Genomic DNA, 25449 nt, shown 5'->3' on the forward strand with positions numbered 1-25449 from the left:
GGTCAGTATCCGATCCATTGGTAACATTTAACAAGGTATAGGGCGTAGCTACCGATAGCGTCGAACCGACAGACAGCGACGGAACGTAGACCACAACAATGGCAACCAACGAAACTCGCTCCGAGACGAGCCGCTACGACGAACTCGAGATCGCGAACGGCGACATCGTGATCTACGACGTCGACAACCACCGGGCGTGGATCCAGTCGGACGAGACAGTAACCGGCGACGAGATAGCCTGAACGGCTCGGAGCGACCGCTCCACCCCTGGCCCCGGGGTGGTCGACCGCCCCCGCACCGCCCTCGCATCGATCTTTTCCGCATCCGCCGGCCAGCTCCGCGATCGCCGGTCAGCCGCGCTACCGACGCCACCCTGGGAGAGTCCTACCCGCCGTCGCGGTCGGCGGCACCGCCGCTGTCGCGGTCGGTGTGGCCGCCGTCGTCGTCGGACTCACCGTCGTCGTGCTCGGTCGAGCGGCCGCCGTCGGTCGGGCGGTCGCCGGTCGCGTCGGCGTCGGCGAACTCGTCGGCGGTGGCGCCGCCGTCGTCGCCGACCTGCGCCTGGAGGCGGGCGATCTCAGTCTCCAGCTCCCGGATGCGCTCGTCGTAGTCGTCGTCCGAGCGCAGCCACAGCGCGCCGACGACGGCGATGAGGACCAGCGGGAGTCCGAACACGATCAGCGCCACCACGAGGACGACGAGCAGTTCGATACCGCCGGGCATCCCCATCTGGGCGAGCATACCCGCGGTTACGTCCGTACGCGCGAAAACCCTTCCGACGTGACACTCCCGCGGTCACGCGGCTGCCCGTCGGGCGTCCCGCCGAGGTCCGTCCGGGCGGCCGCCGCTCAGAAGTCGGAGATCGACGTTTGCAGTCCCGCGACGAGGTTGGACTTGCGGCGGAGCCGGCCCAGCGGGACCGGGACCGCCGGGAGCACCGCGTCGAGCGCGTCCCGGAAGCTCTCGGCCACCCCGTGTTCCCCGTCGAAGGCGTGGCGGACCCCCTCCCGGACCTGCCAGACGCCCACCGGCGCCCAGTACTCGTCGGTGACCTCCCGCAACACGAGGGCCTTGGCCTGGCGCTCGCGCTCGTGGAGGTGCTCCAGAACCGCCAGCCGGGAGGCGTAGTAGGCGCCGGCGGTCTCCTCGACGTACCCCGTGCGACCCTCCCAGCCCTCGTGGGCGCTGGCGAGGTAGTAGTCGTCGGCCGCGGGGTTCCAGACGCTCTCGGGCGCCTTCATCTCGACGAGTTCGAACTCCCACTGGCCCGGGGCGAGGATCACCCAGTAGCGGTTGCCCATGTACTCGTTGGTCCACACCGACACCTCGTCGACGGTGTCGCTGTGCTGGAGGCCGCCCCGCAGGTACTTCCCGACGGTGTCGTCGACGGCGGTGATCGACCACCGCGTCGGAACGAGCCTGCGGTTGTGCCCCTGGCCCAGCGCGCCCGCTGAGAGGATCGTGTTGATGTCGTACACGTCGAACCCGCGCCGATACAGATAGGTCATCGCCCCCTCGGCGGCCCAGTCGTCGTCCTCCAGGGTCTTCTCGACCGGCCGGGGCACGTGGGGGTTCTCCGCCAGGTCGGCGTTCGTGGCGCGGGCCCGGGGCCCCGTCGGCGTCGAGATGTCGTCCAGCGAGAGGTCGATGTCCGGCGTCCCGTCGAGGCCGACCTCCACGTCGACGGGGTGGTCGGCGATGGCGACCTCCCGCTGGGTGCCGACGAACCCGTCCCACACGTCCGACACGTCCACTTTGGCCGACCGCGTGGAGTTGAGCATCCCCGTCCGCCGCTGGAGCACGTCGTCGATCCCGTAGCCCTGGCTGTACCAGTCGCCGCTGGTCGCGAAGTCGGCGGCGTCGGCGTCGCCGCCCATCGGCGAGAGCACACCCGTCGACACGTCCGGGTAGCCCGACCGCCCGACGAACACCTCTGGAGCTGTGGACCCGAACATCGAGTCGCCCTGCACCGCCTGCTGGAACTCCCGCTCGACGTCGTCGAGGTACTCCGTGATCTCGTAGGACTTCTCCTCGGCCAGCCGGCGCTTCTCCGCGGCCTCGTCGCGCTGGAAGTCCTCGATGAAGTCGTCGAGGCGCATGCCCGCCATTCGCCCGACCCTACCGTCCCCACGGGCTTGAATTGGTCGGTGCCGGAGCCCGTGACCGGGGTCGGGACCGGACCGACCGCGACGGGCCGGTCGGCCGCCGGTCGCTGCCCGCTGGTCGGCGGTCGGTCGCTGGCCGATCGTCCCCCGTCGCTGGCCGAGCGCCCGCCGTCCGTCAGTCGTCGGCCGCCCGTCCGGTCGGTGCGCGCTCGGCCACGTCGTCGGGGGCGAGCCCGAACCTGGCCAGTCTTGACTCGACGGTGGGATGGTCGGCCGTCACCCGTTCCAGCCGCGTCCGGCGCGCGCCGAACGGGGAGCGGCCGGCGACGGCGTCGTCGGCGTCGCCGAACTGTCCGACTGCGTAGAGCCCGGTGCAGAAGTCGGCCGCGCTCGTCGCCCGGACGGCAACGTCGTCGGCGTGGTACTCCTCCAGGCGGTTCGCGCGGGCCGCGAGCGCCCCGACGACGAGGACGGTCCCGGCGCTGGCGAGGACGTACAGCAGGCGGTTGAACTCGTTCGAGCGAGCGACGCCGGCGGCGAGGAAGGCGCCGCCGCAGAGCGCGGCGACCGCCGGGGGAAGGTGGCGGAGGGCCACGAGCCAGCAGGCCGCCAGGCCGACGGCGTGGGTGGCGCCCTCGCGGAGGGGCACCCGGCGGACGTGGCCCAGCGAGAGGTGGGCGAGTTCGTGGGCGACGACAGCCCGGAGCGCCGCGTTGTCGAGGCGCTCGGCCAGCGGCGCCGAGACGACGACGGCCGCGCGGTCGCCGTCGCCGAGGACCGACACGCCGCCGGCGCTCTCGCGGTCGACGACCACCGACGGCGTCGACACCCCCAGGTCGGCGGCCACCGCCGCAACGGTCCGGCGCAACCGCGGCGGCGCCTCGTCGGCCAGTTCGAGCCCGCGGAACAGGCCGTCGGTGACGACTCGCCCGACGGCGAACTCCAGCCCGAAGCTCGCGAGCGCGAGTGCCGCGACCGTCGCCGGCGCCATCCCGACCGCGTAGCAGGCGGCCAGCGCCGCGGCCAGGACGGCGAGCAGCGCCGCGTCGACCAGCCGGTAGGCCGCGGGCAGGCCGGCCTCGCGGGCGAGTCTGCGCGTCGGCGACACGATACCGGTCGTTCGGTCCGGTGGGTCAAAAGGAGTCGGTGCGGGGTGTAGCATCGGCCGCAGCCGGTCCGAGCGGATCCGAACCCATATGGCCGCCGGCCGGCGAGGTGTAGGCGATGCCGACAGTCGACTGTGACGTGGCGGCGGCGCGCGAGCGGCTGGAGGAGGCGGGCGTCGAGGTCGAGCCGGGCAACACCGACCACGAGCGCTGGCGCGCCGAGCGGGGCGACGCGACCGCCGTCGCCTACGACGACAAGGTCGTGATCCAGGGGGCCAACCCCGCGGACCTCGAAGGGTTGATCCGCGAGGGCGGCGGGCGCGCGCACGTCTACTTCGACGGCGCCTGCCGCGGCAACCCCGGCCCCTCGGCGGTGGGCTGGGTCGTCGTCAGCGGCGACGGGATCGTCGCCGAGGGCGGCCACACCATCGGGCGCGCCACCAACAACCAGGCCGAGTACGAGGCGCTCATCGAGGGGCTGCGCGTTGCGAGCGACTACGGCTTCGACGAGGTCGACGTGCGCGGCGACTCCGAGCTGATCGTCAAGCAGGTCCGCGGGGAGTGGGACACCAACGACCCCGACCTGCGGGAGTACCGCGTCACCGTCCGGGAGCTGCTGACCGGCTTCGACGAGTGGTCGCTCGAACACGTTCCGCGGGAGATAAACGACCGCGCCGACGAACTCGCCAACGAGGCGCTCGACGAGGCCTGACCGGGCCGCCGAGCCGGACATTCACCATGCCCGACGAGACACCCGACCCCAGCGAAGCGCCGGACGTACTGGCCGACGAGGAGAGCGACCCCGACGACCTCCCGCCCGAATCGGTCGTCGACGAGGCCGAACGGCTCACGAAACTGGCCAGGGAGGCCGCCGTCGACGCGGAGGCGGCCGCCTACCGGAGCGACCGCGACGAGCGGCTCGCCGACCACGACTACACCGCCCGCGTCCGCGAGGACGAGACCCGCGACGTGCTCGTGCTCCACCCCGAGGAGTGGGTCGAGGACGGCGAGATCCGGACCGAACGGATCGAGGAGATCGACCGGGGGATCGAGATCCCCCTCTCGGGCCCGGGAGAGGGCGACGACTGGGCGGAGATCGACGAGTACAACCGCGAGGTCGTCGCGGACGTGCGCGCGGAACACGGCGACGACCACGCGGCCAACGTCGCGGCGCTCGCCGACTTCATGGGCAACCACTACGCCAAGCCGGTCCACGACGCGACGGCCGACGAACTGGAGGAGTTCCTCGCGGACTACTACAAGCGTAACGCGTGGCCGACGGCTGCCCAGCGCGAGGTCGTCGAAAAATCGGTTCGGGTCGCGTTCGCGGTCGCGGACGAGCGCTGTCCGCTGGAATAACCTATTCCTGAACGGCGTCGACGAGTTCGCGGAGGTCGTCGGCGCGGTCCTCGCTCGTGACGAGCTTCGAGAACTCCCAGGAGAGCTGGTCGAGCACCGTCTCGTAGCCCTCGTCGGTCAGCGCGTACTGGTTGGTCCGCTTGTCGAGTTCGCTCTTCTCGACGAGACCCATCTCGACGAGGTCGTCGAGGTTCGGGTAGAGTCGACCGTGGTTGACTTCGTCGTCGTAGTAGTCCTCGAGTTCACGTTTGATAGCCAGTCCGTACCGGGGCTCCTCCCCGAGGATGACGAGGATGTTCTGCTGGAACGCGGTCAGTTCGCGTGCGATTCCGGGGCTGTCAGTCACCGATTGTGCCTCTGACATGGTTAGTGGAATGTCATCTGGCTATTTAACACTTGTTAACTTTCTTCCGTTATCCGTGAGGATACCCCCCGCGTCAGCCGCTTATCCGGGTGATATCACCCAATGATAATCCTACCGCTACCCGAGAGTTCGTCCGGATCCGGGCGGCGAGCGGACGAAACGGAAAGGCCTTTGCCGGCGCCAGGCGAACTCGCGGGTGATGTCGAACCTCTGGGAAGACCTCGAGACGGGGCCGAACCCGCCCGAGGAGATCTACGCAGTCGTCGAGTGCCTCAAAGGCGAGCGCAACAAGTACGAGTACGACAAGGACATCCCCGGCGTCGTCCTCGACCGCGTGCTCCACAGCAACGTCCACTACCCCTCCGACTACGGGTTCATCCCGCAGTCGTACTACGACGACGAGGACCCCTTCGACGTGCTCGTGCTCGTCGAGGACCAGACGTTCCCCGGCTGCGTCATCGAGGCCCGCCCCGTCGCGCTCATGAAGATGGACGACGACGGCGAGCAGGACGACAAGGTCATCGCCGTCCCCAGCGAGGACCCCCGCTGGGACCATATCGAGGACCTCGAGGACATCCCCCAGCAGACCCTCGACGAGATCGACGAGTTCTTCGCGACCTACAAGAACCTCGAGGAGGGCAAGGAGGTCGAGACGCTGGGCTGGGAGGACCGCCAATCCGCCTACGACGCCATCGAGCACGCGCAGGACCTCTACGACGAGGAGTTCGCCTGACGCTCCGACCGGTTTTCGCGGTCAGCCGTCGATCCGCTCGGCCCGCTCCACGTAGCGGCCGATGTAGGACTCGGCCCACTCGCGGACGACCGGGTCGTCCGTCTCGAGGACCGCGTCCGGGCGCCCGTCCATGCCGCCCGAGACGAGCGCCACCGTCTCGTCCATCACGCTCACGGGGAGTTCGAACGGCTCGGGCGTCAGGTACAGGGCGACCTCCTCCGCGGCGGCGACCGCCTCGTGGGCGGCCGCGTACTGGTCCTCGGACTCGGCGGTCTCCAGCGACGCCGGCGTGAGGACGACCTCGATCTCGACGTCCTCGCCGGCCTCGACGCGGTCGGCGATCTGCTCGACGCTGCGGCGCTCGACGCCGGGGGCGAGTTCGCGGATCCGCGACGCCCCCCGCCGGAGTTCGAGCGTCCGGTCGAGCGGGGCGTAGGAGCCGCCGGGCGTCGCCGCCGTCACCTCGGCGTCGGCGAGCCGCGCGAGGTCGAAGTCGACGACGCCCGCCGGGACCGCCGCGAGGAACGACGCGACCGGCGCCACGGCGTCCAGTCCGTCGACGGCCGCGGCGTACTGGTCGTGGACGTGCGCGCCGAGCGCGGTGAGGCGGTAGCCGTCGTCGGTCTCGCGGAGGTAGCCGCGGTCGGACAGCTCGTTCACGACGCGCAACACCGTCCGCCGCGACGCGTCGACGGCCGACTCCAGGTCGTAGCGGTCCCGCGGGGCGCCGTCGGACAGTGCCGCCAGCACTCCCACGCGGTTCTCGGACTGGGAGAGAAACGCGAGAGCGCCGTGCGGACCGTCCCCAGACTCGTCGGTACCCGGGTACATCGTCCCCCACACTCGACGCCAGCGGCAAAAATCCTCGCCGACCCGCGGAGACGCGCGGCTGTCGACGCCGCGAGGGGGAGGGGCGCTTCGGGGAGCGCCCGCGCCCGTCCGAACTGACAGGCCCGCGGCCGCCGGACCGCCACCGCGCCCGCCGCGCCAGCCCGGACCCGTTCGGCCCGCGCGTCCACCCACCCGAGCCGGCTGTCAGAGGCTGTCGGTCACACGTCCCTGTCGGTCGCGAGCACCGCGGTCGCCGGTCGTCCGGTCCGGCGGCCCTGGTTGCCTGTCGCCCGATCGATCCGCGCGATGGGTAATAGTGTCACGCGCCGTCGGGACGACACGCCGTGTCGTGGCGCGGCCGGCAGGTGGGGGCGCGTAAAGCGTTTAATCGCGGGACAGCGAGGCGGTATGAACGGTCGTGAAACGACCTGAAGCGGGGTGAACTCACGTACGAGGTCGACCCCCTATATGGCCCGTCGGGTCCAAGTCGTACCCGTCCGAGGTGACCCCGATGCAGAACTCAGACCCTCCCTCCGCGGAAGCGTTGCGCGAACAGGTCTCGGCCGTCTCCGAACGCTACGTCGCCGTCGAGTGCGACGACGAGACGGTCGTCTTCGACACCAGCGAACCCGACGGCTGGATCGTCTCCGACAGCGCCGTCGACCGCGAGGCGATGCGCTGAGCCGTCGACGACCGTCGCTCCGGTCCGCCGGGCCTCGCCGTCTTCCGCCGACGGGCCACCCCGCCGATATGCCTCCCGCGCATCCGACCCCGCTCGCCCCATGAATTATGAGCATGGGTAATTACTTGGGGACGGCGCGCGTACGTCGACGTGTATGGCGACCAGAACACCGACGTCCGGGATGGCGCACCTGACGGTCGTGCCCGAGAACTTCGCGGCCGGCGACGAGCCCGAGGAGCGCGGCGAGCGCGACGAGGCGACGGTCGACCGGTCGGTCGGCGACAGCGCGGAGTGACGGCCGGAAGCGGCGGCTGAGCGCGTCACCGACGCCCCCCGAGCCTGTCCGCGAAAAGAAGCTTCTTGTGCCCCACCGCGGTATCGGGAGGTATGGGACTGTTCGACCGTATCCGCGGCGGCGACGACGAGCCGCGGGTCGCTTTCTTCGGCATCGACGGCGTGCCGTATAGCCTCATCGCCGACAACCGGGAGAAATTCCCGAACCTCTCGCGGCTCGTCGACGAGGGGTCCGCCGGCGCCATCGACAGCATCGTCCCGCCCGAGTCCTCGGCCTGCTGGCCGGCGCTGACCTCGGGGAAGAACCCCGGCGAGACGGGCGTCTACGGCTTCCAGGACCGCGAGAACGGCTCCTACGAGACGTACGTCCCGATGCGCCGGGACGTCCAGACGAAGCGGGTCTGGGACCGCGTCCACGAGGCGGGCCGCGACGCCACCGTCATGAACGTCGTCACCACGTTCCCGCCCCAGCGCGACGTTCAGCGGATGGTCTCGGGGTTCCTCTCGCCAGGCGTCGAGAAGTCCGCCTACCCCGACGACTTTCGCGACTACCTCCAGTCGATCGACTACCGCATCGACACCAACGCCAGCCTCGGCCACACCGACAAGGGCGAGTTCATGGAGGACGCCCACGCGACGCTCGACGCCCGCCAGGAGGCGTTCAGACACTACGTCGAGGAGGACGACTGGGACCTCTTTTTCGGCGTCTTCATGGCGACCGACCGGGTCAACCACTTCCTGTTCCGCGACTACGAAGAGGACGGCGAGTACAGCGAGGAGTTCGTCGAGTTCTACCAGAAGGTCGACGAGTACCTCGGCGAACTGCGCGAGCTGCTGCCCGACGACGTGACCATGATGGTCGCCTCCGACCACGGGTTCACCTCCCTCGACTACGAGGTCAACTGCAACGCCTGGCTGCGCGAGAACGGCTGGCTGTCCTACGAGGGGGACAGCGACTACACGTTCCAGCTGGGCGCCTGGCTCCGCGAGGGCGACCACCTGGAGTTCGACGCCGACTACGCCGGCGACCTCGACGAACTGGTCGACCCCGCGACGCTGGCGGCCGAACTCGAGGACGGCCGGCTGGTCGCCGACGACGAGGACGCCCGCGACGAGGCCGTCGCCGCCATCCACGACGCTACCCCCGCCGTGGTCGACGAGGGCGAGGAACGCGCCGTCGTCGTCGACGCCGACGACGTGGACGTCGACACCCACGTCGTCGACGAGGGCGAGGACGAACAGTTCCACGTCGAGGCGGACCTGGTCCGCGCCGAGGGCGACGCCTACCCGCAGGACGGGTCCGTCGTCGCGCTCACCGAGGACGCCCGCGAGTACGTCCTCGAGGAGCTCTCCGGGGTGACCCCCAAGTCGCTCGGCGCCGACAAGGCCGACACCACCGAACTCTTCGAGGACGTGTCCGTCGACGACTCGGACGGTGGGTTCCGTATCTCCGTCACCGCCGCCGAGGGCGTCGACCTCGGGACGGACCTGGACCCCGACCGCGAGGTGCTGGAGTACACCCACACCGAACTCCCGGACATCGCCGACGACGCGAAAGCGTACTCACTGATCCCCGGTCGCTTCTATCTCAACCTCGAAGGCCGCGAGCCCCGTGGGACCGTCCCCGACGAGGAGTACGAGGAGGTCCGTGCCGAGCTGAAAGAGGAGCTCGAGCAGCTCGAGGGGCCGAACGGCGAGCCCGTCGCCGACCGCGTGGTCACCAAGGAGGACGCCTTCCGCGGCGACCACGACGACATCGCGCCGGACCTGACCATCGTCCCGAACCACGGCTTCGACCTGAAGGCCGGCTTCAAGGGCCGCAAGGACCCCTTCGTCGAGTTCGGAGCCCGCAACGGGATGCACAGCTTCGACAACGCCACCCTCCTGATCGACGACGAGGAGGCCCGCATCTCCGACGTGGATCTCTTCGACATCGCGCCGACCATCCTCGACCTGATGGACATCGACTACGAGCGCGGCGAGTTCGACGGCTCCTCGCTGGTCTGAGCTGACTCGCGGCCGTCCCGAGGACTGACCGGCCGCTTTCGACCTCCGTTCGACGGGGTCTTTATCCGTCGTCTCCCACCGTAGCCGCGCCGTCCCGGAATTTTCAGACCCCGGGAACGCGCTCCCGTTTATATGCACTCTCACCCGCAAGCTGCACATGTGAGGTGACGACCATGGCAACCAACACGGCGAACCCGCTGGGCGAGGAGTTCGCGTTCGACATCGGTGGCCCGGTCGCGAAGTACTGGGTCGCGATGCTCAGAGTCATCGTCGGCTGGTGGTTCTTCCACGCCGGCGTGACGAAGCTCATCGAGCACGGGCTGGCCTACGGCTACGGGCCGGCGTACCTGCAGGAGATGACCGGCACGGCGCTGGGTCCCATCCCGGTGTTGATGGGCGAGCACCTCGCGTGGCTGATCAAGCCGGGCGTCCCGCTGTTCGAGATGCTCATCGGCCTCGGGATCATGTTCGGGGTCCTCACCCGGCTGGCCGCCTTCGGCGGGGCCTTCTTCATGACCCTGTTCTGGGTCGGCAACGCCGGCTACGGCCACGGGCTCGTGACGGGCGACTTCATGGGCCTGCTGCTGATGATCACGATGGCCGCGCTGGCCGCCGGCCGGTACTACGGCGGCGACGCCATCATCGAACAGACCGGGTTCGTCGAACGGCACCCGAAGCTCAAGTACATCCTCGGCTGACGAGGTGAGACCAATGAGAGAAACCATCATCACCACGGTCGACAGAGCGGCGATGGCACTCGGTGCCGGGCTGATCCTGCTGGGGGTCGTCGGCCTCGGCATCGTCGAGATACTCGCGGGGCCACCCTACGGCGCGGCGCCCACGACCAACGACGCCGGTGAAGTGATCGCGACGCCGATGGTCGACGCCAACCTCAGGGTCCTGCTGGTCGTCACCGGCCTGGCGGTCCTGCTGCTCTGGCAGGTCTACCGCATGGCCGCCGTGCCCGGGGGTACGGACACCGCCCAGCGCGTCGAGATGACCGCGGACTAGCTCCCCCCGTTCCCCCGCTCCGTTTCTGCGCGAGCCCTTCACGGTTTCCCGTTCACGTCTCCGCGTAGGTTCCCGGCGCCGGCCAGTTGCCACACCGGCCGACGACTCCCCCGTCGGACGCGCGTCTGACGGGTCGTTATGGTCTCTCACGGAGACGGTCACGTATGGCAAGCCTGACCGAAGTGTACGAGGGGCACCTGCGGACGGTGACGACCTCTCGTCGGTTCTACGCGGGGGCGACGCTCTTCGGGGCGGGCGCGGCGATGGTCGTCGCGAGCATCGTCGTCGCGACGACGGACGTGGGGGCAACGCTGGGACTCGACCGCATCGCGGCGCGCACGCTCGCCGGCACGCTCGCCGGCCTCGGCCTCCCGGCCACCTTCCTCGGCGTGTTCGCCGTCCTCCCGGCCGGGCGGGCGACCCGCGCGGCCTCGGTCATCGGCGCCAGCGTCGCCGTCCTCGGCGTCGCCCTGTTCCGGGTCGCCTACCCGGACCAGTGGTTCGGCGCCGGCGACCCGCTCGGGCTCGCGGCCGTCGTCGTCTACTTCGCCGGCGCGCTGGTGTCGCTCACCTGCCTGTTCGCCGGCCTCGCCACGTTCAAGACGCGCAACGACCCCGGCGGCACCGCGCGCATGGAGATCACCGAAGAGGGCAACATCCGCCTCGTCGACGACGCCGAGCCCGCCGGCGGCTTCGGCTCCGTCGGCCTGTTCGGGAAAGAACCCCAGGGCGAGGTCCGCACCCAGACCAACCGCGACCAGCCGCCGAGTTCCGAGCCGACCGGCCACGGCCGGGACGCCGAGATCCTCGCCGACGCCACGGGCGACCGGTCCGGTCCCGCCGGCCAGTCCGGCGCCGCCGCCGACGGTGGCTCCGCGACCGTCGAGAACGGCGGCGGGGACGCCGGCCCCCAGGACGGCGAGTTCACCGACGCCGAGTTCGTCGAGGCCGCGAGCGAACGGGGTCGTCCCGACGCCTACTGCGGCAACTGCGCCCACTTCGAGTACGTCAAGGTCGACGGGAAGATCACCCCCTACTGCGGGCTCAGCGACGAACTCATGGAGGACATGGACGCCTGCGACGAGTGGTCCGAAGCGAACTGAGAGCCGGACCGGCGCGCGAACCCCGCGGTGTGTCACTGCTTCTCCGTATCGTTGCTTCCCCGTATCGCTCCCGTCCGGGGACGAGCCGGGCGTCACCCAAACGCGAGGAACGAGGCGACGCCGACCGCGAGCATCACGAGCCCCAGCGCGACCGCGAGGACCGCACCGCCCCAGTTGCCCAGGCGGTACGCCAGCGAGTGGTCACGGTCGAAGTCCTCCCGGTCGAAGAGATTGACGAGGCCGAGGACGAGGCCGATCGTCGACGCGAGTGCGACACCGCCCGTCGCCGGTGAGCCGGCGAGCGCCAGGCCGGCGGCGGTCGCAACGCTCCCGACCAGCCCCAGTCCGATGCCGACCGCGTACACGTGGCGGACGCCCGTCGTCACACTGAACCGACAGTACGGCGATCGGCCGGATGTATCTGTCGGCCGGCCCCACCGTCGTCGCGCCGGGCGTCCGATACCGCGAAACGGGGGATTTTTCAGTCGGTGGCCCGCTACGGCGGGTATGAAGTTCTGCGACGAATGCGGCTCGATGATGAAGACGGAGGGGGACGCCTGGGTCTGTGGCAGTTGCGGCTACGAGGAACTGCGCGACGAGGCCGAAGAGGCCGAGACCGCCGTCACGACGCAGGGCCAGGAGGAGACCGAGGTCATCGACACCTCCGAGGTCGACGCCGAGGACATGGGCGCGACCACGGAGATCCGGTGTCCCGAGTGCGGGAACGACCGCGCGTTCTGGGAGATGAAACAGATCCGCGCGGCCGACGAGAGCGAGACGCGCTTTTTCACCTGCACCGAGTGCGAGCACAAGTGGCGCGAGGACGACCACTGAAGTACCCCCGGTTCTGAGGGGCGGACGTGCCACGCGCTCCCGACGACGGCGACGAGGTGCCCGCGCCCGCCGTCCCCGTCGACCGCCTCGACGGGGCCTGGGAGCGCGTCGAGGACGCGACGGAGACGCTGTTCGGCGTCGAGGGCGCCGACGTACGCGGCCACACGGTCGTCTACGAGGACACCGCCCTCCGGGCGGCCGTCCGCGAGGCGACCGGCGGCGGCGTCGACCAGTCCTGGCGGTTCTTCTTCGCGACGCGGCTCGCCTTCCGCCCGCCGCTGGCGCCGGGGATCGGCCCCGCGATGGTGCTCCCGTCGGTGAAGACCGAAGCAGTCCGGCGGTTCGCCGACGACCTGGCCGACCGCGGCGTCGTCGGCGTCGAGCGGGGCCGCCGCGAGCGGATCCGCACCGAGGACCGCTCCCGGATCGCGCTCCGACAGGTTACCGGCGAGGTGCCGCTGCCCGAGAACGACCCCGTCCCCGTCGAAGGGTGGGTCGGCGCCTGGGCCGACGACGCCATCCGCCTCGCCGGCGGTGCCTACCCCCGTTCGTCGCTCGCCCGCCGGCTCCCGGACGCCGCGGACCCAACGCTCGACGGATCGACCGGCGACTACCGCGAAGAACTGTTCGACCTCGTGCGAGCGACCGGATGACCGCCGGTCGACGACGACCCGTCTGCCGACCGGCGGGTCGTGAAAAGGGAGTCGTCGACCCCCGGCCGCCCGCTACACCCGCCGCGCGAAGGTGAGGTAGCCGGTGTGGCCGACGCCCGCGGTCGACGGCCGCGAGCCGCGGTCGTCGAAGTCCATCTCGCGCTGGATCGTCTCCAGCGTCTCGACCTCACCGAGCCCGACCTCGTGGGCGGCCGAGACGGCCTCGCGAGTCGCCTCGACGAACGGCGAGTACACCGCGACGTAGCCGCCGTCGCGGAGCAGGTTGGGCGTCCGCTCGACCATCGTCGGCGCGTCCTCGGTGTCGAGCGTCACCACGTCGTACCGGTCGAGGTCGCCCAGCTGGTCGGTCACGTCGCCGGTCCGCACGTCCACGCGGTCGCCCACGCCGGCCAGTTCCATGTTCTCCCGGGCCACCTCGGCGAACTCCGGGTCCCGTTCGTAGGTGGTCACCGACGCGCCGCAGCGGCCGAGATACGCCGCCAGCACGCCCGTCCCGGTGCCGGCGTCGAGCACGTCGTCCGCGCCGGAGACGCCCGTGTGGCCCACGATGAGCCCGATGTCGCGTGGCATCATCGGCGCGCCGGTCCGCTCGAAGTGGTTGAAGAGATCCGGCCCGCGCAGCTTCCGCGCGGTGAACGCCTCGCCGATGTGGGTCTCGACGACCTCGCCGGGCTCCACGTCGTCGGGCACCTCCAGCACGCCGAGGTCGCACTCCAGCGTCTCGCCCGGCGACAGCAGGTACTCGCGGCCCTCCGCCTCGTGGACGAACAGCAGGCTCACTCTAACCGCTCGATGGCCGCCGCCAGGTCGCCGCTGGTCTCCTCCAGCGCCTCGCGGGCCTCGTCCTCGCTCGCGCCCGCTCGCGTCGCGACCAGTTCCACGTCCTCGTCGGGGATCTCCGCTGGTCCGCCGTCGCCCTCGCTCTCCTCGATGGCCGGCTCGTCGCTCCCGCCGCCGCCCTCGCCGCGCTCGTGGGACTCGGGCTCGCCGACGATGGTGTAGGTCTGCTGGCCCTGGGCGTCCATCCGCTGGACGTCCGCGTCGGTGAAGACGAGCTCCTCGTCGGGCGTCCGGATGACGACCTCCTCGGCGTCGAGGTCGGTCATGTCGATGCCCATCTGCTTCATCATCTGCTGCATCTTGCGGTCGTCCATGCCGCCGCCTCCTGGGAACATACCCCCACCTCCGTCGCCCGGCGCAAAAAGCCTTAACAACCACCTTTTTGCCGACCGGGGTTCCTCGCGCGTCGAAGGCGCGCTGCGGGGACCCCGGCCGGCAAGAACGTAGGCAAAAAAGGCCGGACGACTCGGTCGCTCCGCTCCCTCGCGTCCGGTGTCTGCGGGAGTGAGCCCCGCGAACGACCCCGGGCTCGTCAGAGCTGTGCTCTCGCCCGATCCCGGAAACCTTCGATTTCCGGTGACAGAGTCCCTGAGCGCGGCGAGAGGTTTCAGCGCTTGCTGTCCTCCGGGTGCTGACCCCAACTAGCGCGCCCTCCCGTTTCAACGCTCACAATCGGGGACAGCGATTCCGGACGAGCGGCACAGAGAACTTGAGGACGGTGGCCGTACGTACCGGCGATGTCGACGAAAGTCAACTACGAGGAGGTGGAGGCCGTCGGCGGCGGGCTCCACTTCCTCCGCGACGAACTGGACTGCGAGAACCTCGGGGTGTCCGTCCTGGAGTGCGAACCGGGCTGGACCGGCAAACCGCACGACCACGCCGACGACGGACAGGAGGAGGTGTACGTCCTCGTCGAGGGCGCGGCCACCGTCACCGTCGCCGGCGACGAGGTCCCGATGGAGCCCGGCGACGCCCTCCGCATCGACCCCGACGAGCGCCGACAGATCGAGAACGGCGACGCCGAGAGCACGTTCGTCCTGGTCGGCGCACCCTGAACGCACCCCGACCGAAACCAATTCGGTATTTCTACCGTTTTCGAATGTATACCAGATATTGAATCATAGTTCCTACGTTATTATAGGAGCTCAAAATAATCCGGTTTGAGCGATTGAGAACTAATTCTATAGAAGCCGAAGATCTTGAACAACCGGATATCATCCGTAAAATCCGGCACGAAGCCACTCTAACCGCATTTATCTCCGAACAGGGGCAGAAATATAAATATAAATATAAAGACTGGATACTATACAGAATATAGTAAATAGACGAACCGAGCGCGACCGTCGGGCCAGCCGGTGACGGCCGCCGCGGTAGGCGGGTCTTACCGGCGGGGTCGTCGAGCGGGACGGTCGCAACGGTGGGGGTGCCGCGGCGGGACGGGGTTCCGGATTTATACTCGGACCGCGGCTAGAGGGAAGCGCATCCTCACGGGTGGCCGACACACATGAGACGGAACTTCCAGGGAACCGACAGGGGAAAGCGAGTCGTGGCCGACGACGGGACGGCGGTCGGGACGATCGTGCGGACCGACGGCGACCGCGCGCACGTCCTCCTGGACCCCGGCCGGTCGAAACCGGGCGACCCGACCGCCGAGGCCGGGTCGCGGACGACCGTCACGATCGACCGCAGGGGCGTCGCCGAGAGCACGAACGACCGCGTCCAGCTCTCGGAGGGGATCGACCCGACCGACGCACGGAAGCACGCGTGACGGACCCGGACCGTCCCTCGGAGACGCGCCTGGCGGACTCTCACTGATCCCAGCGGGCGCGTGGGGCCGACTCCAGCGGACACACGGACGACGAAGCCTATCGACCACCGTGGGACGGGCCGTCTAGATCCCCGTGACGCGGTCGTGGGCCGTCTCGACGGCGGCCGCGTCCTCCTCCAGCAGCGCGACGACGAGGTAGTCGGCGTAGTCGGCGAAGTAGTCGACCAGGTCGGCGATCCGCTCGGCGTCGATGGCCTCCAGCGAGTCCAGCAGGAGGAACGGACACTGCCGGTGGACGTCGTGGACGAGGTAGCCGGCCAGCGCCAGGACCAGCCCGACCACCTCCCGCTCGCTCTCGCTCAGGTTGGCCGGCGAGTCTTCGAAGCCGCCAGCCTCCCCGTCGCGGACGACGCGGAGCTCGAAGGTTCCCACGTCGGCGCCCGACCGGTCGGTGCCGGTCGTCCGCGTCAGGCGCACGCGGGCGACGTTCCCGTAATCGAGCGCGTCGACGAGGGCGTCGGCGTGCTCGTTGAACGTCTCGACCGCCTCGGCCGCCGTCCGGTCGAGCCGCGTCCGGCACTCGACGAGGTCGGACTGCAGCTCCTCGCGGCGTGCCTCGAGGCGGTCGCGCTCCTCGCGGCACTCGTCGAGGGCGGCCAGCTCGGACTCGACGGCCGCCAGGTCCGACCGCCGCTGTTCGAGTTCGACCTGGCGCTCGTTGGCCCGCCGGTGGAGGTCGAGCAGGTCCGCGTAGTCGTCGGTCCGCAGGTCCTCGACCGCCGCCTCCAGCTCCTGGACGCGCTCGTTGAGCTCCCGGCGGCGCCGTTCGAGGTCGCCGATCCGACCCTCGCGGCGCTGGAGTTCCGACTCGACGCGGTCGCGTTCGGTGCGCAGGTCCGCCCGCCGCGACCGCCGCTCCTCCAGGCGCTCGCGGCGGGCGTCGAGCCTGTCGATCCGCTCGGTGAGGTCGCGCCGCCGCGCGAGCGTCCGCTCCCTGAGGTCGCGCAACCGGTCGAGCGTCCCCTCGATCGCCGCCCGGTCGACCGTCGACCCGCACGTCCAGCAGGTGACCCGCTCGGCCCCGGACAGCTGGTCGGTCAGGTGTCCCTCCTCGTCGCCCTCCACAGGGCTCCCGACTGAGTCGTCGACCTGACCGCCGCTCCCCTCGCCTCCGTCCCCGTCCCGGGGCTCCCCGCCCTGTGCCAGTTCGTCCCGGTCGACCCCGGCGAGTTCGTCGAGGCGGCCCTCCTCGAGCTGTTGCTCGTTGAACCGGACGATCCCCTGGAGGGCGCTCACGTCGCCGTCGAGCCGGCGCTTGCGCTCGCGCAGCGCGCCCACGTCCTCTGCGAGGGCCTCGATCTCGGCCTCGTCGACCGGCGACACCCCCGCGAGGTCCGCCTCGATCTCGTCGCGCTCGCGCTCGACCGCCGCGAGCGTGTCCCGCTCGGCGTTCAGGTCCTCGATCACCGACTCGAGCTCCGTCCGCGCCTCGCGCAGCTCGTCGAGCCGCGCCTCCAGGCGCTCGTCGCGCTCGATGCCGTCCGCCAGCGATGCGTCGGCCGCCTCGATCCGGTCCTCCAGGTCGGCGAGCTCCGATTCGAGCTCGTCGATCTCCCCCTCGAGGCGGCGCCGCTCGCCCGCGAGCTCCGCCCGCTCGTCGTCGACGCCGTCCAGCTCGCGCAGCTCCTCGTCGACCCGCCGCTTCTCGGCGGTCAGCCGCTCGATCTCCGCCTCGACCGCGTCGGTGTCGACCGGCCGCATGACCACGTCGGCGAGGTCGCCGCCGGCCCTGACCGCCCGACGGGCGTCGTTGTCCTCGAGCAGGACGGCGTAGGTCTCCGCCGGCACCGGGTCGTCGAGGTACGGGTCGCCCGACGCGACCACGCCGCCGTCCGTCCGTTCGAGGTGTCTGGTGTAGGTCTCCCCGCCGAGCGACAGCTCGACGCTCCCCGTGTCGGCCCCGCGTCGCAGCGGTGTCGCGTCGCCGCCCAGCACCGCCCGGACCGCCCGGAGGAACGATGTCCTGTTCGTCGCGTTGCGCCCGGCCAGCACCGTCACGCCGCGGTCGAGTGCGACCGTCGTCTCGCGGATGCCACCGACGTTCCTCACCGAGACCGTCGCGGTCCCTGCCCCTGGGTCGTCCCCTGGGCCGTCGCCGGTCGCCGAGCCGTCGCGGTCGACCAGTTCCTCGTTCGCCGGGTCGTCCGCCGGACCGTCGCAGTCCGCGTCGTTCCCCCCGGCCGACTCCCGGGCGCCGGGGCCGCCGCTGTCGAAGGCGGCGCCGTCGGGGTCGGCACCGTCGAGGTCAGCGTCGTCCGAGTCGTCCGCCCCACCGTCCATGTTCGACCCCGGGAGCGGCGGCCCTAAATGCGTTCGTGTGTCACCGAGCGCGGTCGTCGTCGCACGCACAGCCCCCGTCGCGGAGCAGCGAGACCGCGTCCCGGTCGGCGCCGCAGTCGTGACAGAGCACGCGCAGGTCGAGGAACACGTCGAACTCCCCGAGGGTCACGCGGTCGGCGTCGCGGTGGCGGGCGAGCGTGCCCTGCGCGACGGTGGTCGTCCGCCCGACGAGCCGCTGGAGCGTCTCCACGTCGGTCGCGACCGGGTCGGTCGTCGACTCCGGCGGGGTCGCGTCCCTGACCTCCGTGAGGTAGGTGTGGACCGCCTGGTGGGAGACGAAGTCGTCGCGGAGCGCGTCCACGTCGACGCCGGCCCGCGAGAGGTCGTTGCGCAACTCGGCCTTGCGCCCCTCGCTCGCGTCGTCGTCGGCCAGCGTCTCGTAGGCCTCGGCGACCGCGTGTTCGGTCGGGTTGCGGCCGGCCCGCCGCAGCGCCGCCCGCAGGAGCGCCCTGTTGAACTCGTCGGCCAGGTCCCTGAGACTCGTCCGCGACCCCTCCGGGCCCGTCCAGCTGTCGACGAGCTCGTCGCCCATCCCGTCGAGCCCGTACGCCGCGACCAGCCGTTCGACTTTGGACCGCCGACCCTCGACCGCGTCCTCCGAACCCATGGGCGGCCCTCGTCGGCCGGGACCGTATACCTGTCGGTGGTCGGAGAATACTCGTAACGCGGTCACACCGGGCGTGCCGCCGGCCCTCGGGTCACGGGCTGGGTAGCCGGCGGCGCGCCGCGGACCGCTGGTAGACGAAGCCGTCTTCCCGCGTAGCGCCCCGGGCGGGGGCACCACACCGAAGGAGCGGCCGACCGGTGGGCTGGAAGCCGACGGGAACGGGAGCCGCGTCGGCGATGCACAGGGGTTCGGGCGTGTCAGGTGGTGCCGGTCGATGGGTCGACGGCAACCGGAGAGTGGGGTGTGAGACTGTTAAACGGGTCCAATCGTTCACGGCGGTACGCACCGGGTAACCGCCCGAGACGGCCGGTAACCGGCGAGTTCGACCCTCGACCGAGGAACGACCTGCTTCCCCGCGCCCGCGGCCGACCGCCGAACCGCACGGGGCGAGCGCCGCCGCTCCGTTCGGGTGGTGGGGGCGGTCGAGATGCCGACGGTGTCGACCGTATCGGACCCGAAACCGGTCGTATGGGGAGTATAACCAAGTGTGATCCGTCGCTGCCGCCACGTGGGGGTCGGGGGAAGACCCTGCCACCGCCGATTCGCCGCGCGGACGCCCGCGGGCCCGGTGCCCGTCCCGGACGCCCGCGGGCCCTCGCCTGATTCCCCGCTCCATTCTTTGGCGCCGCCGGCGTAGCCGACCCATTACTATCCGGTCCGCCGCCCTGACGGACTGGCAATGAGCGAACGGACCGAGCGACTCGTCGTCGAGGGCGGGACCGTCGTCACGCCCGACAGCACGCTCGACGGCGGCCGCGTCGTCGTCGAGGGCGAGCGGATCACCGCGGTCGAACCGACCGATCCCCCCGACGGCGCCGACGACCGGGGAACCGACGGCGCCGGGAGCGCGGCCGAACGGCGGATCGACGCCGGCGGCCGGGTCGTTCTCCCGGGGCTGGTCGACCTGCACGGCGACGAGGTCGAGCGCTACCGCTTCCCGCGGTCGGGCGAGCGCGTCGACGCGGCGACCGCGCTGGCGACGGCCGACCGGCTGGCGCTGGCCGCGGGCGTGACCACCAAGTTCGACGCCATCGCCTTCGAGGACGCCCCGGAGAAGAACAGGTCGATCGAGGGGGCGACCGAGCTCCTGGAGGCCGTCGCCGCGGGCGCGGACCTGGTGGCCGACCACCGCGTCCACGCCCGCTGCGAGCTCACCGACCCCGCCTCCGTCGCGGCGGTCGGCGACCTCGTCGAGCGGCCGGTCGTCGATATCGCGTCGCTGATGGCCCACGCGCCCGGCCGCGGCCAGTTCGAGGACGAGGAGGCGTTCGCCAGCCGCTACGCCGACGGGCGCGGGGCCGCCGCCGACGAGGCCGCCCGCGCCGGACGCGAGCGACGGGGCGTCCCCGAGACGACCGTCCGCGAGCGGGTCGCGGACCTGGCCGAGGAGCTGTCGGCGGCGGACGTACTGGTCGCCTCCCACGACGACGCGGACCCCGCGGCCGTCGACCACGCCGTCGAGCACGGCGTCGATCTGTGCGAGTACCCCGTCTCGCTCGCGGCCGCCCGCCGTGCGCACGAGCGCGGCGCCGCGACCGCGATGGGCGCGCCGAACCTCGTCCGCGGCGGGAGCCTCTGGGGCAACCTCGACGCGCGCGAGGCCGTCGACGCCGGCGTCGTCGACCTGCTGTGTTCGGACTACCGCCCCCAGGCCCTGCTGGCCTCGGTGTTCGTCGACACCGGCGAGCCGCTCGCCCGCCGCGTCGCCCGCGTGACCAGCGAGCCCGCCCGCGTCGCCGGCCTCGACGACCGCGGGCGACTCGCGCCCGGCGCCCGCGCCGACCTGGTCGTCGTCGACCCCGACCCGACGCCGACGGTGACCCGCGCCGTCGTCGCCGGCCGGGAGGTCTACCGCTGCGGGCGGTAGCCGTTCGGGCGGTCTATCCTGCGGGGGAGACCGCCGCGAGCGCCGACCCGTCACCGAACGTGACGGTTGCGACCGTTTCCGACATTTCTGCGGTTTTAACTTCTCTATACGGGATTTTCCGCCCCTGTAGACGACCAATTACAATAGGTCGGGGAGCCGTCCGGGACGATATGTCGACGGACACGACGCCGCGGAGTCAGGGCGAGCCCGAGGCGCCGACCCGGGAGCTGCGTGCGGTCGTCGAGCGCTACGAGGACGCCCCCGACGAGTGCACCATCTACCCGAGGGGAGTCGACGAACACACGCGCATGGCGACCTGGATCTCGGCGACCGCGCCCGCGTTCGTCGAACTGGACGCGGTCCGCTAGGACCGGCTCGCCGGCCCGCCGACCCGGTCCGAACCGGTCCCGTTTTTCGACGCGTGTCCGGCGGACTCGACCGATAGCCGCCGCTGTCGACCGTCGATCCGACTTCTCACGGCCGCGCGACCGACGACTCGCTCGGAGAGCCGTCGCTTGTCGGCGCGAAAGAACGGAGAAGATGGACGCGACTCAGTCGTCGCGGTGGTCGAGCGTCTGTGCGGCGGCGACGCCGGCGATCCCGAGGAGCGCGACCGTCGCGACGACGGTCGGCGTCAGGCCGACGGCGGCGGCGCCGAGCTGGCTCGCGACCAGCCCGAGGACGCCGGCGCCCGTGAGCGACCCGTAGTAGAGCGGCCACGGACGGTCGGTGCCGTCGGACTCCTCCAGGTACTCGTACAGCTGGACCGCGTTGGGGCCCAGCGAGATCCGGCCGCGGTTCTGGTTGAACTCGACGATGTCCATGTCGTCCATCTTCGGCAGGTGGCACTGGTAGAGTCCGACGTACACGCACTTGCGCTCGTTGGACGTCACCTGTGCGACGGTCGTGCCGTTCTCGACGGCGGCGACGTGCTCCGCGAGCTCCCCCAGCGAGACAGTCCCCCCGTGTTCCTGCAGGTAGTGGAGCACCGTGCGGCGCCGTTCGTTCTTGAGGATCTCGAAGACGTGGTCGAGCGGCAGGTCGGCGACCGCCTCGGAGTCGGCCTCCTCCTCCGGGACGGATTCGGTCTCGTCGACCGCCTCCGGCTCGGGGTCGTCGGCCTCCTCGGAGAGGAGGTCGCCTTCGCTCGCGCGCTGTGACGACGACGCCATCAGGCGTTCACCTCCCGATACCCGCGTCTCCGGTCCCCGGACACGCCCCGGGCGACGGGCGCTCGTGAGCGGTCACTCATGAGTCGCCCGCCGGCGCGTGTCCGTGGCAGTTCGCGTTCGATTCGTGATTCCGTGGGATATGTCGGCGTTCATGTGTCCGTACCCCCGGCGCTGGAGACCCCTCCACAGAGTGCGTTGCGCCGTGTGTGCGTGATGGCGTACGCCCACTTAATCTTTCTTGATTGAACAATCAGCAGCGGGCGCATAACGCGGCGATTACTCCGGTCGGTCACGGGGCCCCGCGAGTACGGAGGGGATTACGAACGAACCGGCGACGGTATGGGTCTCGTTCGTATCGTAAGGGGGTGGTTTCCGCGTGTCTCAGCGCGTGAGACTGATGAATCGGAACCGTTCGAGCGTGCGAGGGTGAGCGCCGGGGACCGGCCGGCCCGCCGTCGTTCGGGAGGGGTTACGCCCTGCGTCCCCCCCGCTTACCCCGGTCGCGGCTCCGGGCGCGATTTTCTGTCCGGTACGCGACCATTTTTCGGCGGCCCCGTCCGGACGGAACCGACGCGTGGGTCCGCGGGTGACGGCGTCGCCCGGGTCGAAGCGCCCTGATCCCGAAGATTCTTTGTGAAGGGGCCGAAGATTCAGGGCAGTACTGGAATGGTGTCCGAAACGACTGCTGGACGACGCAGGGAGGGGTGAGGATGGCGGAACGAACCACCGACAGAGAGGGCGGCGCGACCGCTCCGGAAGGGGGTGCCAGCGTGGTCCACTCCAGGGCCGCCGACAGGCCGGCCGGGACGGACCTGAGTATCGCCGTGGTCGAGGCGGTCGCCGAGGCGAAGGGCGTCGCGCCGACCGAGATGGAGGAGACGCTGTACGACGCCGTCGACCCGGACGCGCTCGACCGGCTGTTCACGGACCGCGAGACCGGCGAGCTCGCCGGGCGCGTCGTGTTCGAACTCGACGCCCACGAGGTCACGGTACAGTCCAACGGGGATATCCTCGTCAGGCAGACCGGGCCGCGATAATCGTCCGCCGCCCGACCCGCGCTAGTTCTCCGCCGACCCGTCGCCCAGCCGGGCGACCGGGTGCGGGACGGTTTCGGGGTCCAGTTGCCGCCGACCGTCGAGGACGACCAGGTCGTCGAACGCCGCCCAGGGCACCGACTCGAAGGCCTCGTGGGCCGTGGCGATCACCGCCAGGTCGAGCTCCCGCGCGCCGATGTCGTCCAGCCCGACGCGCTCGACGCCCGCCGGCGGCGAGTCCGTACAGACCGGGTCGACCGCGTACACCGTCTCCGCGCGGTCTGCCAGCAGCTCGGCCACGTCGACCCCCGGGGAGGCGCGCGTCTCGTCGACGCCCGGGCGGTAGGTAAGCCCGAACACCGCCGCGGTGGCCCCGGCCAGGTTCCGCCCCTCGGCGGCCAGCGCGTCGGCCGACCGCTCGACGGTGTACTCCGGCATGGACTCGTTGACGCCGCGGGCCGTCTCCAGCAGCGGCGTCGCCCCGTCGACCTCGGAGATGACGAAGTACGGGTAGTAGGGGATGCAGTGGCCGCCGACGCCCGGCCCGGGGTCGTGGATGTCACAGAACGGCTGGGTGTTGGCCACCCCGATGGCCTCGGGCACGTCTACCCCGAACTCCCCCGCCAGCGTCGCCAGTTCGTTCGCCAGCGCGATGTTCACGTCGCGGTACAGCCCCTCGAACACCTTCACGCACTCCGCCGTCGTGGGGTCGCTCACCGCGTAGATCTCCGCGTCTGTGACCTCCCCGTAGACCAGCTCGGCGACCCGCCGGCTCTCGGCGTCGGCGCCGCCGACGACCTTCGGGTGGGCGCCCCGGATGTCCTCGAGCGCGCGGCCGCTCATCGTCCGCTCGGGGCAGAACGCGAGGCCGAACTCCCCGGGTTCGAGGCCGCTCTCGGCCTCGAGCCACGGGACCACGCGGTCGCGACAGGTCCGCGGGGGCACCGTCGACTCGACGACCACGGTGTCCCCGGGGTCGAGCCCCTCGCCGACCGACCGGACAGCCGCCTCCAGCGCCGACAGGTCCGGCCGGTCGTCCGCGACGAGCGTCGGGACGATGATAACGTGGACGCTCGCGTCGGCGGCGGCGCCGGCCGCGTCGGTCGTCGCCGACAGGGACCCGTCGGCGACCAGCCGCTCGACGAGCGCCGGGAGTCCGGGTTCGCCCCCGACGTGGCACTCGCCGGCGTCGACGGCGCGGGCGACCTCGGGGTCGATGTCGACGCCCGTCACCGCCCCGGTCACGTCGGCGTAGACGGCCGCGAGCGGCAGTCCCATCTTCCCGAGGCCGTAGACGGCCACGGGGACGGATCCCCCGGTGAACGCGCGGCGCTGGTCGGATTCGCCGGCCTCAGCACCGTAGAGAGCGGTCGGTTCGGGGCGCTGGCTGCTCACGGGCTGGACACCTCCGCGGGCGTCACGTCGGCGTCGCGCGCGATGGCCGCCTCGATCCGTTCGGCCAGTTCGACCGCGCGGATGCCGTCCTCGCCGGTCGTCTCCGGCTCGGTCCGCTCGCGGACCGCGTCGGCGAACGAGGACAGCTCGTTTTTCAGCGGCTCGCCCGTCTCGACGGTCGGCCGCTCGATGACGCTCTCGTGGCGGTAGCGCACGTCGCCGTCGGCCGCGACGTACTCCGGCAGCGAGTGGCGGTGGATCTCGACGGACTGGTCGATGTAGTCGACCTCGACGTGGCAGTCCTCGGCGGTCACCGCCAGGTCGCGGACCCGCTCCTGGGTGACGCGGCTGGCGGTCAGCGACGCGACGCGGCCGTCGGCGAACTGGAGCTGCGCGACGACGTGGCCGCCGTCGGCCGCGCCGGCTGCCGCCACGTCGGTCACGGGCTCGTCGGTCAGCGAGCAGATCACGTCGATGTCGTGGATCATCAGGTCGAAGACGACGCTGTCGACGCTGTCGCGGTCGACCGGCGGCCCCTGGCGGCGGGCGGCGAAGGCGATCGGGTCGGCCTCGACCATCACGTCCCGCAGGGCGACGACCGCGGGGTTGTACCGCTCGACGTGCCCGACGCCGACGAGGCAGTCGGCCTCGCGTGCGTCGGCGAGGATGTCCCGGCCCACCTCGGGGTCGGTGACGAACGGTTTCTCGACGAGGATGTCGGTCCCGGCGTCGATGGCCGCCCGCGCGACCGCCTCGTGGAACCGCGTCGGGACCGCCACGGAGACGGCGTCCGCCCGGGCGAGCAGCGCGTCGCGGTCGCGGGCCGTCGTGTCGAACTCCGCGGCGACCTCGGCGGCGCGGTCGGGGTCGGCGTCGGCGACGCCCACCAGCTCGACCCCGGGGAGCTCGCTGTAGACCCGCGCGTGGTGGCGCCCCATGTTCCCGACGCCGACGACGCCGGCGCGGACCCGCTCGCTCATGACTGCCCTCCGTCCCCGGCGCCGACGCTGCGACGCGGCGGGAACGGCGCGGCCGGCCCCGACCGCCGCTGGACCTGCGCGAGGGCGTCGTTCGACCCGCTCCGACCGTGATTACACAACGGGGACCTGACCGCCGGCGGCGACCGTCCGTGCTTCATGAATCACCCGGGGGTAGCGCCGAGCGTCGGCTTTGTTATGCGTTTCCTTTGACTGGTAGCCGGTC

28 protein-coding genes and 2 pseudogenes are annotated in these 25449 nt (G+C 71.0%); 17 read left to right on the forward strand and 13 right to left on the reverse strand.

The annotated features are described in order from the left end of the window. The first annotated feature begins 98 nt into the window (after positions 1–98). Positions 99–242 (forward strand): DUF7331 family protein, encoded by a 144-nt coding sequence (locus tag ACMGFG_RS10730; RefSeq protein ID WP_167837346.1) that lies wholly within the window; start codon positions 99–101, stop codon positions 240–242. A 142-nt stretch (positions 243–384) separates the two neighbouring features. Here ACMGFG_RS10730 and ACMGFG_RS10735 read toward each other — a convergent pair whose 3' ends face one another. The 3 genes from ACMGFG_RS10735 to ACMGFG_RS10745 form a co-directional block, all read right to left on the reverse strand. Then, positions 385–741 carry a hypothetical protein gene (locus ACMGFG_RS10735; RefSeq protein ID WP_436930335.1) on the reverse strand — a complete coding sequence of 119 codons (357 nt, stop codon included), beginning with the start codon at positions 739–741 and terminating at the stop codon, positions 385–387. Positions 742–848: 107 nt separating this feature from the next. Next, entirely contained in the window at positions 849–2099 is a 1251-nt protein-coding gene (gene nreA, locus ACMGFG_RS10740) for a DNA repair protein NreA (RefSeq protein WP_436930442.1), read from the reverse strand. Between the two features lie 181 nt (positions 2100–2280). Next, positions 2281–3213, reverse strand: coding sequence for a M48 family metallopeptidase (locus ACMGFG_RS10745; RefSeq protein WP_436930336.1), 933 nt, complete (start codon positions 3211–3213; stop codon positions 2281–2283). Between the two features lie 116 nt (positions 3214–3329). Between ACMGFG_RS10745 and rnhA the strand changes: the two genes are divergently transcribed. Both rnhA and ACMGFG_RS10755 read left to right on the forward strand, forming a co-directional pair. Further along, positions 3330–3923 carry a ribonuclease HI gene (rnhA, locus tag ACMGFG_RS10750; protein ID WP_436930337.1) on the forward strand — a complete coding sequence of 198 codons (594 nt, stop codon included), beginning with the start codon at positions 3330–3332 and terminating at the stop codon, positions 3921–3923. Positions 3924–3949: 26 nt separating this feature from the next. Beyond that, the gene (locus ACMGFG_RS10755) at positions 3950–4570 is read left to right on the forward strand and encodes a DUF7108 family protein (protein WP_436930338.1); all 621 of its coding nucleotides are present in this window, start codon (positions 3950–3952) and stop codon (positions 4568–4570) included. Between the two features lies 1 nt (position 4571). Here ACMGFG_RS10755 and ACMGFG_RS10760 read toward each other — a convergent pair whose 3' ends face one another. Beyond that, entirely contained in the window at positions 4572–4934 is a 363-nt protein-coding gene (locus ACMGFG_RS10760; RefSeq protein ID WP_135364137.1) for a PadR family transcriptional regulator, read from the reverse strand. A gap of 199 nt (positions 4935–5133) precedes the next feature. On the opposite strand from ACMGFG_RS10760, the gene ACMGFG_RS10765 reads away from it, so the two are divergent. Beyond that, on the forward strand, positions 5134–5667 hold the full coding sequence (locus tag ACMGFG_RS10765; RefSeq protein ID WP_135364136.1) for an inorganic diphosphatase: 534 nt from the start codon (positions 5134–5136) through the stop codon (positions 5665–5667). A gap of 21 nt (positions 5668–5688) precedes the next feature. On the opposite strand, the gene ACMGFG_RS10770 is transcribed toward ACMGFG_RS10765, so the two are convergent. Next, positions 5689–6498 carry a helix-turn-helix transcriptional regulator gene (locus ACMGFG_RS10770; protein WP_436930339.1) on the reverse strand — a complete coding sequence of 270 codons (810 nt, stop codon included), beginning with the start codon at positions 6496–6498 and terminating at the stop codon, positions 5689–5691. Between the two features lie 511 nt (positions 6499–7009). On the opposite strand from ACMGFG_RS10770, the gene ACMGFG_RS10775 reads away from it, so the two are divergent. From ACMGFG_RS10775 to ACMGFG_RS10800, 6 genes and pseudogenes are all read left to right on the forward strand, one after another. Further along, positions 7010–7180, forward strand: coding sequence for a DUF7331 family protein (locus ACMGFG_RS10775; RefSeq protein WP_436930340.1), 171 nt, complete (start codon positions 7010–7012; stop codon positions 7178–7180). A gap of 387 nt (positions 7181–7567) precedes the next feature. Then, a pseudogene (locus tag ACMGFG_RS10780) lies at positions 7568–8674 on the forward strand (alkaline phosphatase family protein); the annotation flags it as partial. Between the two features lie 321 nt (positions 8675–8995). After that, positions 8996–9481: pseudogene (locus ACMGFG_RS10785) on the forward strand (alkaline phosphatase family protein); the annotation flags it as partial. A gap of 173 nt (positions 9482–9654) precedes the next feature. After that, a complete protein-coding gene (locus tag ACMGFG_RS10790; RefSeq protein WP_436930341.1) occupies positions 9655–10179 on the forward strand; it encodes a DoxX family membrane protein in 525 nt (174 codons plus the stop codon). A 13-nt stretch (positions 10180–10192) separates the two neighbouring features. Beyond that, on the forward strand, positions 10193–10492 hold the full coding sequence (locus ACMGFG_RS10795) for a hypothetical protein (RefSeq protein ID WP_436930342.1): 300 nt from the start codon (positions 10193–10195) through the stop codon (positions 10490–10492). A gap of 164 nt (positions 10493–10656) precedes the next feature. Continuing rightward, positions 10657–11595 (forward strand): cell division protein CdpA domain-containing protein, encoded by a 939-nt coding sequence (locus ACMGFG_RS10800; RefSeq protein ID WP_436930343.1) that lies wholly within the window; start codon positions 10657–10659, stop codon positions 11593–11595. Positions 11596–11687: 92 nt separating this feature from the next. On the opposite strand, the gene ACMGFG_RS10805 is transcribed toward ACMGFG_RS10800, so the two are convergent. Further along, on the reverse strand, positions 11688–11981 hold the full coding sequence (locus ACMGFG_RS10805; RefSeq protein WP_436930344.1) for a hypothetical protein: 294 nt from the start codon (positions 11979–11981) through the stop codon (positions 11688–11690). Between the two features lie 121 nt (positions 11982–12102). On the opposite strand from ACMGFG_RS10805, the gene ACMGFG_RS10810 reads away from it, so the two are divergent. Together ACMGFG_RS10810 and ACMGFG_RS10815 are read left to right on the forward strand one after the other, a co-directional pair. After that, positions 12103–12429 (forward strand): transcription factor S, encoded by a 327-nt coding sequence (locus tag ACMGFG_RS10810; protein WP_436930345.1) that lies wholly within the window; start codon positions 12103–12105, stop codon positions 12427–12429. 26 nt (positions 12430–12455) lie between these two features. After that, complete coding sequence (locus tag ACMGFG_RS10815; protein WP_436930346.1) at positions 12456–13082, forward strand: DUF6517 family protein; 627 nt, start codon at positions 12456–12458, stop codon at positions 13080–13082. Positions 13083–13154: 72 nt separating this feature from the next. Here the strand turns inward: ACMGFG_RS10815 and ACMGFG_RS10820 are convergent, their stop codons facing one another. Next, positions 13155–13883 (reverse strand): methyltransferase domain-containing protein, encoded by a 729-nt coding sequence (locus ACMGFG_RS10820; RefSeq protein ID WP_436930347.1) that lies wholly within the window; start codon positions 13881–13883, stop codon positions 13155–13157. After that, on the reverse strand, positions 13880–14278 hold the full coding sequence (locus tag ACMGFG_RS10825; protein WP_436930348.1) for a nascent polypeptide-associated complex protein: 399 nt from the start codon (positions 14276–14278) through the stop codon (positions 13880–13882). The genes ACMGFG_RS10820 and ACMGFG_RS10825 overlap by 4 nt, the downstream gene beginning before the upstream one ends. 402 nt (positions 14279–14680) lie before the next feature. Between ACMGFG_RS10825 and ACMGFG_RS10830 the strand changes: the two genes are divergently transcribed. Beyond that, positions 14681–14998 carry a cupin domain-containing protein gene (locus ACMGFG_RS10830; RefSeq protein ID WP_436930349.1) on the forward strand — a complete coding sequence of 106 codons (318 nt, stop codon included), beginning with the start codon at positions 14681–14683 and terminating at the stop codon, positions 14996–14998. Between the two features lie 449 nt (positions 14999–15447). Beyond that, complete coding sequence (locus ACMGFG_RS10835) at positions 15448–15711, forward strand: hypothetical protein (protein ID WP_436930350.1); 264 nt, start codon at positions 15448–15450, stop codon at positions 15709–15711. A 123-nt stretch (positions 15712–15834) separates the two neighbouring features. Here the strand turns inward: ACMGFG_RS10835 and ACMGFG_RS10840 are convergent, their stop codons facing one another. Together ACMGFG_RS10840 and rdfA are read right to left on the reverse strand one after the other, a co-directional pair. Next, complete coding sequence (locus tag ACMGFG_RS10840; RefSeq protein WP_436930351.1) at positions 15835–18051, reverse strand: archaea-specific SMC-related protein; 2217 nt, start codon at positions 18049–18051, stop codon at positions 15835–15837. Positions 18052–18091: 40 nt separating this feature from the next. Further along, on the reverse strand, positions 18092–18718 hold the full coding sequence (gene rdfA, locus ACMGFG_RS10845) for a rod-determining factor RdfA (RefSeq protein WP_436930352.1): 627 nt from the start codon (positions 18716–18718) through the stop codon (positions 18092–18094). A gap of 739 nt (positions 18719–19457) precedes the next feature. Here rdfA and ACMGFG_RS10850 point away from each other — a divergent pair. Both ACMGFG_RS10850 and ACMGFG_RS10855 read left to right on the forward strand, forming a co-directional pair. Next, a complete protein-coding gene (locus tag ACMGFG_RS10850) occupies positions 19458–20645 on the forward strand; it encodes an alpha-D-ribose 1-methylphosphonate 5-triphosphate diphosphatase (protein WP_436930353.1) in 1188 nt (395 codons plus the stop codon). A gap of 170 nt (positions 20646–20815) precedes the next feature. Further along, positions 20816–21013, forward strand: coding sequence for a DUF7511 domain-containing protein (locus ACMGFG_RS10855; protein ID WP_436930354.1), 198 nt, complete (start codon positions 20816–20818; stop codon positions 21011–21013). 183 nt (positions 21014–21196) lie between these two features. Here ACMGFG_RS10855 and ACMGFG_RS10860 read toward each other — a convergent pair whose 3' ends face one another. Continuing rightward, entirely contained in the window at positions 21197–21817 is a 621-nt protein-coding gene (locus ACMGFG_RS10860; protein ID WP_436930355.1) for a DUF7344 domain-containing protein, read from the reverse strand. A 710-nt stretch (positions 21818–22527) separates the two neighbouring features. On the opposite strand from ACMGFG_RS10860, the gene ACMGFG_RS10865 reads away from it, so the two are divergent. After that, complete coding sequence (locus ACMGFG_RS10865; protein WP_436930356.1) at positions 22528–22854, forward strand: HalOD1 output domain-containing protein; 327 nt, start codon at positions 22528–22530, stop codon at positions 22852–22854. Between the two features lie 21 nt (positions 22855–22875). On the opposite strand, the gene ACMGFG_RS10870 is transcribed toward ACMGFG_RS10865, so the two are convergent. Continuing rightward, the gene (locus ACMGFG_RS10870; protein WP_436930357.1) at positions 22876–24246 is read right to left on the reverse strand and encodes a nucleotide sugar dehydrogenase; all 1371 of its coding nucleotides are present in this window, start codon (positions 24244–24246) and stop codon (positions 22876–22878) included. Continuing rightward, positions 24243–25226, reverse strand: a complete 984-nt coding sequence (locus tag ACMGFG_RS10875) for a Gfo/Idh/MocA family protein (RefSeq protein ID WP_436930358.1) — start codon at positions 25224–25226, stop codon at positions 24243–24245. Before ACMGFG_RS10875 ends, ACMGFG_RS10870 begins: the two co-directional genes overlap by 4 nt. Between the last annotated feature and the right edge of the window lie 223 nt (positions 25227–25449).

Origin of the sequence: Halosimplex halobium (assembly GCF_051414055.1) — an archaeon.
In the GTDB taxonomy this organism is placed as follows: domain Archaea; phylum Halobacteriota; class Halobacteria; order Halobacteriales; family Haloarculaceae; genus Halosimplex; species Halosimplex halobium.

Bases quoted from the DNA above. Each gene is read 5' to 3' on its own strand.
- ACMGFG_RS10730 (WP_167837346.1), top strand. From the start codon at position 99: ATGGCAACCAACGAAACTCGCTCCGAGACGAGCCGCTACGACGAACTC.
- ACMGFG_RS10735 (WP_436930335.1), bottom strand. From the start codon at position 741: ATGCTCGCCCAGATGGGGATGCCCGGCGGTATCGAACTGCTCGTCGTC.
- nreA (WP_436930442.1), bottom strand. From the start codon at position 2,099: ATGCGCCTCGACGACTTCATCGAGGACTTCCAGCGCGACGAGGCCGCG.
- rnhA (WP_436930337.1), top strand. From the start codon at position 3,330: ATGCCGACAGTCGACTGTGACGTGGCGGCGGCGCGCGAGCGGCTGGAG.
- ACMGFG_RS10755 (WP_436930338.1), top strand. From the start codon at position 3,950: ATGCCCGACGAGACACCCGACCCCAGCGAAGCGCCGGACGTACTGGCC.
- ACMGFG_RS10760 (WP_135364137.1), bottom strand. From the start codon at position 4,934: ATGTCAGAGGCACAATCGGTGACTGACAGCCCCGGAATCGCACGCGAA.
- ACMGFG_RS10765 (WP_135364136.1), top strand. From the start codon at position 5,134: ATGTCGAACCTCTGGGAAGACCTCGAGACGGGGCCGAACCCGCCCGAG.
- ACMGFG_RS10770 (WP_436930339.1), bottom strand. From the start codon at position 6,498: ATGTACCCGGGTACCGACGAGTCTGGGGACGGTCCGCACGGCGCTCTC.
- ACMGFG_RS10775 (WP_436930340.1), top strand. From the start codon at position 7,010: ATGCAGAACTCAGACCCTCCCTCCGCGGAAGCGTTGCGCGAACAGGTC.
- ACMGFG_RS10790 (WP_436930341.1), top strand. From the start codon at position 9,655: ATGGCAACCAACACGGCGAACCCGCTGGGCGAGGAGTTCGCGTTCGAC.
- ACMGFG_RS10795 (WP_436930342.1), top strand. From the start codon at position 10,193: ATGAGAGAAACCATCATCACCACGGTCGACAGAGCGGCGATGGCACTC.
- ACMGFG_RS10800 (WP_436930343.1), top strand. From the start codon at position 10,657: ATGGCAAGCCTGACCGAAGTGTACGAGGGGCACCTGCGGACGGTGACG.
- ACMGFG_RS10810 (WP_436930345.1), top strand. From the start codon at position 12,103: ATGAAGTTCTGCGACGAATGCGGCTCGATGATGAAGACGGAGGGGGAC.
- ACMGFG_RS10825 (WP_436930348.1), bottom strand. From the start codon at position 14,278: ATGTTCCCAGGAGGCGGCGGCATGGACGACCGCAAGATGCAGCAGATG.
- ACMGFG_RS10830 (WP_436930349.1), top strand. From the start codon at position 14,681: ATGTCGACGAAAGTCAACTACGAGGAGGTGGAGGCCGTCGGCGGCGGG.
- ACMGFG_RS10835 (WP_436930350.1), top strand. From the start codon at position 15,448: ATGAGACGGAACTTCCAGGGAACCGACAGGGGAAAGCGAGTCGTGGCC.
- ACMGFG_RS10840 (WP_436930351.1), bottom strand. From the start codon at position 18,051: ATGGACGGTGGGGCGGACGACTCGGACGACGCTGACCTCGACGGTGCC.
- rdfA (WP_436930352.1), bottom strand. From the start codon at position 18,718: ATGGGTTCGGAGGACGCGGTCGAGGGTCGGCGGTCCAAAGTCGAACGG.
- ACMGFG_RS10850 (WP_436930353.1), top strand. From the start codon at position 19,458: ATGAGCGAACGGACCGAGCGACTCGTCGTCGAGGGCGGGACCGTCGTC.
- ACMGFG_RS10855 (WP_436930354.1), top strand. From the start codon at position 20,816: ATGTCGACGGACACGACGCCGCGGAGTCAGGGCGAGCCCGAGGCGCCG.
- ACMGFG_RS10860 (WP_436930355.1), bottom strand. From the start codon at position 21,817: ATGGCGTCGTCGTCACAGCGCGCGAGCGAAGGCGACCTCCTCTCCGAG.
- ACMGFG_RS10865 (WP_436930356.1), top strand. From the start codon at position 22,528: ATGGCGGAACGAACCACCGACAGAGAGGGCGGCGCGACCGCTCCGGAA.
- ACMGFG_RS10875 (WP_436930358.1), bottom strand. From the start codon at position 25,226: ATGAGCGAGCGGGTCCGCGCCGGCGTCGTCGGCGTCGGGAACATGGGG.